Origin of the sequence: Methylobacterium sp. CCH5-D2 (assembly GCF_001556475.1) — a bacterium.
GTDB classification, from domain to species: domain Bacteria; phylum Pseudomonadota; class Alphaproteobacteria; order Rhizobiales; family Beijerinckiaceae; genus Methylobacterium; species Methylobacterium hispanicum.
The window spans coordinates 1-8192 of sequence record NZ_LSIX01001028.1 but is presented as its reverse complement, the minus strand read 5'-3'; the positions used below and the strand labels follow the sequence as shown (position 1 = coordinate 8192).

Sequence of the window (8192 nt, the reverse complement as noted above, 5' to 3'; positions counted from 1 at the left end):
GGGAGAGGGGGCGCGGCGCGGTTCCAGTGGCGATCTCGGAGACGACCCCCGCCATCTGCGATCGCCCTGCCCGCAAAGGGGGAGGAAGCGGCGCGCGCGCCCTCTCCGGTCGAGCCCGGCGCCTCTCACATCCGCGCGGTGATCGTCGCCAGCACGGTCAGCGGCGCGCCGGGCAGGTTGTTGGTCGGGTTGAACGGCTGCTCGATGTAGCGCGCATCCGTGAGGTTGCGCGCGTTGATCGCGAAGCGGTAGCGCTCGAAATCGTAGAACAGCGCCGCGTCGAGGCGGGTATAGGCGCCGACGAAGAAGCTGTTGTTGAGGTCGCCCGCCCGCCTGCCCACGTGGGTGACGCCCGCGCCGAAGCCGAGGCCGCGCCACGCCCCCGCCTGAATCTGGTAGGTCGACCAGACGCTGCCGCTGAATTCGGGCGCGCCGATGAGCCGGTTGCCGACCGTGAAGGTCGTGTCCTTCGCGATCCGGGCGTCGAGATAGCCGAGGCCGCCGATGATCTTCCAGCCCGGCAGGATCTCACCCGCGATGTCGAGCTCCAGACCCTCGGAGTGCTGCGCGCCGGTGATCACCGAGAAGCCGGAATTGACCGGATCGGTCGCCGCGACGTTCTGCCGGGTGATGCTGAAGGCGGCGGCGCTCACCGTGAGGAGCGAGGGGATCAGGTCGTAGCGCGCCCCGACCTCGTACTGCACCCCGGTCTCGGGGGGCGGGTTCGAGACGTTCAGCACGCTGTCCGTCTGCGGCTTGAACGAGGTCGTGTAGCTCGCGTAGAGCGTCAGCGGCTCGACCGGCCGGTAGAGCAGGCCGACCCGCGGCGAGAAGCCGAGCAGCGCCTGGTCCGGCGGGACGGTGCGGGTGGTCGGCAACCGGTTGAAATAGAACTGGCTCCCGGCATCGATGCGCGTGCCGAGCAGGAGCTGCACGCCGGCGCCGAGATCGATCTGGTCCTGGAGATAGATCCCGTACAGCTCGGTGCTCTGCCGGATGTCGCTCTGGAAGCCGAAGGCGCCGAACGTGCCGCCGGGGACCGGGAAGAGGAAGCTGGTGGGGCTGAAGGTGGATTGCTGCGCGTAGGAGCTGCGGAAGCCGCGGGTGTACTCGAAACCCGCCAGAAGCGTGTTGCGGAGGCCGAACAGGTCGAACTTCGCCACCGCCTCGCTCTGCGTGTCGATCGCCGCGAAACCGTTCTCGACCGCCGTGCCCCGGCGCGTGACCTGGGTGTCGGCCGCCGTGAGGCCGGTGGCGCGGACCGCGAAGACGTCGAAGCCGCCGGACTGGACGTTGATGACCTGGCGCAGGGTCAGGTCCGGGGTGAGGTCGTGCTCGGCCCGGAGCGTGACGAAGTTCGATTGCGCGTTGTAGCGCGAGTTGGTCGTGCCGTAGTACCGGCGGATGTCGTCGAGCGGCACCCGGCCGTTGCGGGCGATCAGGCCCTCGTCGTACTGCGTGTCCTGCCGGGTCAGCTCCGCCAGCAGCTCGACGCGGGTGTCCGGGGCGGGCGTCCAGGAGAAGGCGGGCGCCACGAAGGTGCGGCTGTTCGAGCGGTCGCCGAAATTGCGGAAGGTCGGGTCGTCCTGCGCCGCGAAGCTGACCCGGCCGGCGAGCCCCTCGGCGCCGGGCAGCGCGCCCGACACCGTCCCCTGCAGGCGCGCGAATCCGAAGCTGCCGCCCTGCGCCGTCAGCTCGCCGGAGGGCAGGATCGTGGGCCGGCGGGTGACGACGTTGACGAGGCCGCCGGGATCGCCGCGCCCGTAGAGCACGGAGGCCGGCCCCTTCAGAACCTCGATGCGCTCGACGTCGGCGAGGTCGCGCTGGGTGGTGTTGAAGGTGTTGGCCTGGCTCAGCAGCACGCCGTCCACGGCGTAGGTCTGCGTGCGGAAGCCGCGGATGACGAAGGTGTCGGAGCGGCCCTGGATGGTGCCGCCGGACTGCACGTTGCTGACGTTCTGGACCGCGTCGGCGAGGCGGATGTCCTGCTGATCGACCAGCACCTCGCGCGGCACCACCTGGATCGACTGGGGCACGTCGCGCAGCGGCGTGTCGGTGCGGGTGGCGGTGCCCGTGCGGCTGGCCCGGTAGCCGGCGACGGGCCCCGTCGCCACCTCGCCGGGCCCCGGCCCGATCCCGACGACGGACAGTTCCGAGAGGACGACCTCGTCCTCGGCCGTCTCCGCCTGGGCCGCCGCGAGGCAGAACGGCGCGATCCCGCCGAGGAGGGCCGCCGCGCGCACCCGTCCGCCCCTGCCCGCTCCCGCCATAACCCGCGCTCCCAGCCGTTCGCGGGAGCCGTCGAGGTCCCGCCGCCCGGCCGATCAGCGCGGTACGGCCGGCGGAGGCAAGGGCGGGCCGAGGATGAAGCGTCCGGATGAATTCGTTTGCTGGACGACGTATCGCAAAATCAACATGATAGAGTTCGAATAATTATAAACTCTTCTTTCCCGATTGCTTCCCGCGAGCACAGTACAACCGGAGCGGGAATATCCGGCCGCGCCCCCGGCCGGCATGAACCGCCACGCCGTACGCTCCGGGTTCCGCGCCGCGGCCCCGGGGAATGACGGCCCGGACCGTCTGCGGCCTCCCCTCGTGCAGCTCCACCCCTGTGTCCAGGGCCCCGACCGAGCCCTCGCGGCCCTTGCGGAACGAGAACAAAACAGGTACATAAATGCCAGCCGGGGCGCGATTGCGAACGGCGCCCGACACCCGCATAAGGATGCCGCCGAGATGGCCCAGCCCGCACTGAAAGTGGTGGATACGCCCAGCATGGACAAGGACAAGTCGAAGGCGATCGACGCCGCCCTGTCCCAGATCGAGCGCGCCTTCGGCAAGGGCTCGATCATGCGGCTCGGCAAGAACCAGCAGGTGACCGAGGTCGAGACGGTCTCGACGGGCTCGCTCGGCCTCGACATCGCGCTCGGCGTCGGCGGCCTGCCGCGCGGCCGCGTGATCGAGGTCTACGGGCCGGAATCGTCCGGCAAGACCACGCTCGCGCTCCACACCATCGCCGAGGCCCAGAAGAAGGGCGGCGTCTGCGCCTTCGTGGACGCTGAGCACGCCCTCGACCCGGTCTACGCGCGCAAGCTCGGCGTCAACCTCGACGACCTGCTGATCTCACAGCCCGACACGGGCGAGCAGGCGCTCGAGATCACCGACACGCTGGTGCGCTCGGGCGCCATCGACGTGCTGGTGGTCGATTCGGTGGCGGCCCTCACGCCGCGCGCCGAGATCGAGGGCGAGATGGGCGAGAGCCAGCCCGGCCTGCAGGCCCGCCTGATGTCCCAGGCGCTGCGCAAGCTCACCGGCTCGATCTCGCGCTCGAAGTGCATGGTGATCTTCATCAACCAGATCCGGATGAAGATCGGCGTGATGTACGGCTCCCCCGAGACGACCACGGGCGGCAACGCGCTGAAGTTCTACGCCTCGGTGCGCCTCGACATCCGCCGCGTCTCGACCCTGAAGGATCGCGACGAGGCCATCGGCAACCAAGTCCGCGTCAAGGTGGTCAAGAACAAGGTCGCGCCGCCCTTCAAGCAGGTCGAGTTCGACATCATGTTCGGCGAGGGCATCTCGAAGGTCGGCGAGCTGATCGACCTCGGCGTGAAGGCCGGCATCGTCGAGAAGTCGGGCGCGTGGTTCTCCCACAACAGCCAGCGCCTCGGTCAGGGCCGCGAGAACTCGAAGGGGTTCCTGCGCGACAACCCCGAGGTGGCCAACAAGATCGAGGCGGCGATCCGCCAGAACTCCGGCCTCGTCGCCGACAAGATCCTCGAGAACGCCACGCCCACCGCCGACGACCTCGACGAGGGCGAGGCCTGAGCCAGGCGCCGGCCATAGTTCCGGCAAAGCCGGACATGAAGAAGCCCGCCGGACCGCTGGTCCGGCGGGCTTCTTCATGTGGGGGATCCCCAAGGGCATCAGGCCCTTTCGGCGCCTAAAGGCGCTGCAGGCGGGGCCTCGGGGCAAAGCCCCGAGCTTGGCCCCGAGCTTGGTAGCTTCGCCGACCAGGGCTCCGCCCTGGACCCGCCAAAGGTCTCGACCTTTGGGATCCGCGACTCAGGCGCGGTGGCCGGTGGGCTCGAACAGGAAGTCGTCGATCGCCGGGACCGTGACCGCCAGGGCACCGAAGGCGGGCTTGGAGAGGCGCCAGGGCCGGTCGCCCTTGGCCCGCACCGATTCGGAGGGGCGGAGACGGCGGCGCGTGCCGTCCTCTAGCACCTCCTCGATGCCGAGGAAGCCGTAGACCTGCAGCCGCGAGGCCGTGACCTTGGTCTCGCGATCCTCGGCCGCCACCAGCAGGCTGCCGCCCGCGTAGACCGCGTCCATCAGGCTGCGCTGCTCGCTGCGGCGGCGGATCTGGCCCTCGCGGACGCCGTCGCCGAGCACGGCGGCCGGGGTCTTCAGGGGGCGGCGGAACGGAACCACGTTGTCGGACGCCGTCGAGACGAGACCCATACGCATCACCCTGGCACGCTGAACGCATCCGGCGCGCTCACGACGGCGCCCCGCGATCCGGACATTTCGCCGAGTCGCTTTAATCATTGGTGAGCGTTACCGGTCCGTACCGTCCCAGAGCGGGGAGGGGGCGCCCGGAAACCGCGCGTTAACGGACCACAGGGACGAGAAAACGCAGCCTCATGCATTGACGACCGGCCCTGGCGCGTCTAGAAGCGCGCCACTTCGGACGGCACAGGGCTGCCGCGGACGGAATTTCACCGCTCCGCCATCGCGCCCAAAGGCTCCGGAGGCTCACATCGCCTGACGCTTCGTCAGATCCGTAGGTACGAGCGCGCCTGTACCGGTCGTGCTCCTCTGCCGACAGCGCGCCAAGGGTTTCGCGACCCCTGGCGCATATTCGTTTTGCGACGTGACGGCCAAGGTTTTAGCCGCGGCCGCCACACCAAGCCCCGCGAGGGGCGTCACGACGGGACAGGATCGCCCGGCAGGCGATCCGCAGGAAGAGGGCAGAGAATGCCGACGATCAACCAGCTGATCGCGCAGCCGCGCAAGATCCAGCGGAGCCGCAACAAGGTGCCGGCGCTGAACGCCTGCCCGCAGAAGCGCGGCGTCTGCACCCGCGTCTACACGACGACCCCGAAGAAGCCGAACTCGGCTCTGCGTAAGGTGGCCAAGGTCCGCCTGACCAACGGCTTCGAGGTCATCGGCTACATCCCGGGCGAGGGCCACAACCTTCAGGAGCACTCCGTGGTGATGATCCGCGGCGGCCGCGTGAAGGACCTTCCGGGCGTGCGCTACCACATCCTGCGCGGCGTGCTCGACACCCAGGGCGTCAAGAACCGCAAGCAGCGCCGCTCGAAGTACGGCGCCAAGCGTCCGAAGTAAGTTTTTTCGGACCAAGGCCGGACTGCTTTCCACGGCCTCACAAGGATGCTGCCGCTCCAGAGGAGAAAGGCGGCCTGCGTGAGGCGCTTAAGATCATATTTTTCGAAAGTCACAAACAATGTCCCGTCGTCACTCTGCCGAGAAGCGTGAGATCATCCCGGACCCGAAGTACGGTGACGTGGTCCTCACGAAGTTCATGAACTCGATCATGTACGAGGGCAAGAAGTCGACCGCCGAGCGGATCGTCTACGGCGCCTTCGACATCGTCGAGAACCGCGCCCGCGCCAACCCGATCGAGGTCTTCCGCGCCGCCCTCGACAACGTCGCCCCGGCGATCGAGGTCCGCTCCCGCCGCGTCGGCGGCGCGACCTACCAGGTCCCCGTCGAGGTGCGCACCGAGCGCCGCCAGGCGCTGGCGATCCGCTGGCTGATCCAGGCCGCCCGCTCGCGCAACGACCGCACCATGGTCGAGCGCCTGTCCGCGGAACTCCTCGACGCCGCCAACAACCGCGGCAACGCCGTGAAGAAGCGCGAGGACACCCACCGGATGGCCGAGGCCAACCGCGCCTTCTCGCACTACCGCTGGTAATTCGCTGAGGCGCACCCAAGGGGGTGCGCCTGTCCGCCCCTATCCGGAGAGACCCCGATGCCCCGCACGCACGCGATCGAGGACTACCGCAACTTCGGCATCATGGCCCACATCGATGCCGGCAAGACCACGACGACCGAGCGGATCCTCTACTACACCGGAAAGTCCCACAAGATCGGCGAGGTCCATGAGGGCGCCGCCACGATGGACTGGATGGAGCAGGAGCAGGAGCGCGGCATCACGATCACGTCCGCCGCGACGACGTGCTTCTGGCGCGACAAGCGCCTGAACATCATCGACACCCCCGGCCACGTCGACTTCACCATCGAGGTGGAGCGCTCGCTCCGCGTGCTCGACGGCGCCGTCTGCGTGCTCGACGGCAACCAGGGCGTGGAGCCCCAGACCGAGACGGTGTGGCGCCAGGCCGACAAGTACGACGTCCCGCGCGTCGTGTTCGTCAACAAGATGGACAAGATCGGCGCCGACTTCTTCAAGTGCGTGGCCGACATCATCGACCGCGTCGCCGGCAAGCCCGTCTGCCTGCAGCTGCCGATCGGTGCCGAGTCGAACTTCCAGGGCGTGATCGACCTCATCAAGATGAAGGCGATCGTCTGGTCGGGCGAGGCGCTGGGCGCCAACTTCAACGAGACCGAGATCCCGGCCGACCTCAAGGACCAGGCCGTCGAGTACCGCACCAAGCTGGTCGAGGCCTGTGTCGAGCTCGACGACGACGCCATGGCCGCCTACCTCGACGGCACCGAGCCGAGCGAGGACACGATGCGCCTGCTGGTGCGCAAGGCCGTGCAGCTGCGCGCCTTCCACCCGGTGCTCTGCGGCTCGGCCTTCAAGAACAAGGGCGTCCAGCCGCTCCTCGACGCCGTCGTCGACTACCTGCCCTCCCCCGCCGACCGCGGCGAGATCAAGGGCATCGACTTCAAGACCGAGGAGGAGACCGTCCGGCGTCCGCTCGACTCGGATCCCTTCTCCATGCTCGCCTTCAAGATCATGGACGACCCCCACGTCGGCACGATCACCTTCTGCCGCGTGTACTCGGGCAAGGTCGATTCGGGCGCCAACGTCATCAACTCGACCCGCGACAAGAAGGAGCGCGTCGGCCGCATGCTCCTGATGCATGCCAACAACCGTGAGGACATCAAGGAAGCCTTCGCGGGCGACATCGTCGCTCTGGCCGGCCTCAAGGACACCCGCACCGGCGACACCCTGTGCGACCCGAACAAGGCCGTGATCCTCGAGCGGATGGAGTTCCCCGAGCCCGTCATCGAGATCGCCGTCGAGCCGAAGTCGAAGGCCGACCAGGAGAAGCTCGGCATCGCGCTCCAGAAGCTCGCCGCCGAGGACCCGTCCTTCCGGGTCTCCACGGATCAGGAATCGGGCCAGACCATCCTGCGCGGGATGGGCGAGCTCCACCTGGACATCAAGGTCGACATCCTGCGCCGCACCTACAAGGTCGATGCGAATATCGGCCAGCCGCAGGTGGCGTACCGCGAGAAGCTGACCCGCCGTCAGGAGATCGACTACACGCACAAGAAGCAGACCGGCGGTACCGGTCAGTTCGCCCGCGTGAAGTTCGTGGTCGAGCCGAACGAGCCGGGCGCCGGCTTCGCCTTCGAGTCGAAGATCGTCGGCGGCGCGGTGCCGAAGGAGTACATCCCGGGCGTCGAGAAGGGCCTCAACTCGGTCCTGGGCGCGGGCGTGCTCGCGGGCTTCCCGGTGGTGGACGTGAAGGTGGAGCTGGTCGACGGCGCCTACCACGACGTCGACTCCTCGGCGCTCGCCTTCGAGATCGCCTCCCGCGCCGCCTTCCGCGAGGCGCTCCAGAAGGGCGGCTCGGTGCTGCTGGAGCCGGTGATGAAGGTCGAGGTGGTGAGCCCTGAGGACTACACCGGCTCGGTCATCGGCGACCTGAATTCCCGCCGCGGCCAGATCCAGGGCCAGGACATGCGCGGCAACGCCAACGTCATCAACGCGATGGTGCCGCTGGCCAACATGTTCGGCTACGTGAACAACCTGCGCTCCATGTCGCAGGGCCGGGCGAACTTCACCATGCAGTTCGACCACTACGAGGAAGTGCCGCGCGGCGAGGCCGACAAGGTCATTGCCAAGTACGCCTAATGGCCAAGTACGCCTGAAGCGTACCGCGAACGTCCTCATAACCAGACTCAGACGATAAGGAGGCCCCTATGGGCAAGGAAAAGTTCAGCCGTACCAAGCCGCACTGCAACATCGGCACGAT

6 protein-coding genes are annotated in these 8192 nt (G+C 68.1%); 4 read left to right on the top strand and 2 right to left on the bottom strand.

From position 1 onward, the window contains the following. Positions 1–125 precede the first annotated feature (125 nt). Positions 126–2270 carry a TonB-dependent siderophore receptor gene (locus AX737_RS27925; RefSeq protein WP_082773343.1) on the bottom strand — a complete coding sequence of 715 codons (2145 nt, stop codon included), beginning with the start codon at positions 2268–2270 and terminating at the stop codon, positions 126–128. Positions 2271–2733: 463 nt separating this feature from the next. Between AX737_RS27925 and recA the strand changes: the two genes are divergently transcribed. Continuing rightward, positions 2734–3825, top strand: coding sequence for a recombinase RecA (recA, locus tag AX737_RS27920; protein ID WP_066927127.1), 1092 nt, complete (start codon positions 2734–2736; stop codon positions 3823–3825). Positions 3826–4062: 237 nt separating this feature from the next. On the opposite strand, the gene AX737_RS27915 is transcribed toward recA, so the two are convergent. After that, positions 4063–4461 (bottom strand): hypothetical protein, encoded by a 399-nt coding sequence (locus AX737_RS27915; protein WP_156454004.1) that lies wholly within the window; start codon positions 4459–4461, stop codon positions 4063–4065. Between the two features lie 516 nt (positions 4462–4977). Here AX737_RS27915 and rpsL point away from each other — a divergent pair. From rpsL to fusA, 3 genes are all read left to right on the top strand, one after another. Then, entirely contained in the window at positions 4978–5349 is a 372-nt protein-coding gene (gene rpsL / locus AX737_RS27910; protein WP_066927123.1) for a 30S ribosomal protein S12, read from the top strand. Positions 5350–5467: 118 nt separating this feature from the next. Beyond that, the gene (gene rpsG, locus AX737_RS27905) at positions 5468–5938 is read left to right on the top strand and encodes a 30S ribosomal protein S7 (protein ID WP_066927119.1); all 471 of its coding nucleotides are present in this window, start codon (positions 5468–5470) and stop codon (positions 5936–5938) included. A gap of 57 nt (positions 5939–5995) precedes the next feature. Next, the gene (gene fusA / locus AX737_RS27900; RefSeq protein WP_066927116.1) at positions 5996–8071 is read left to right on the top strand and encodes an elongation factor G; all 2076 of its coding nucleotides are present in this window, start codon (positions 5996–5998) and stop codon (positions 8069–8071) included. The last annotated feature ends 121 nt before the right edge of the window (positions 8072–8192 follow it).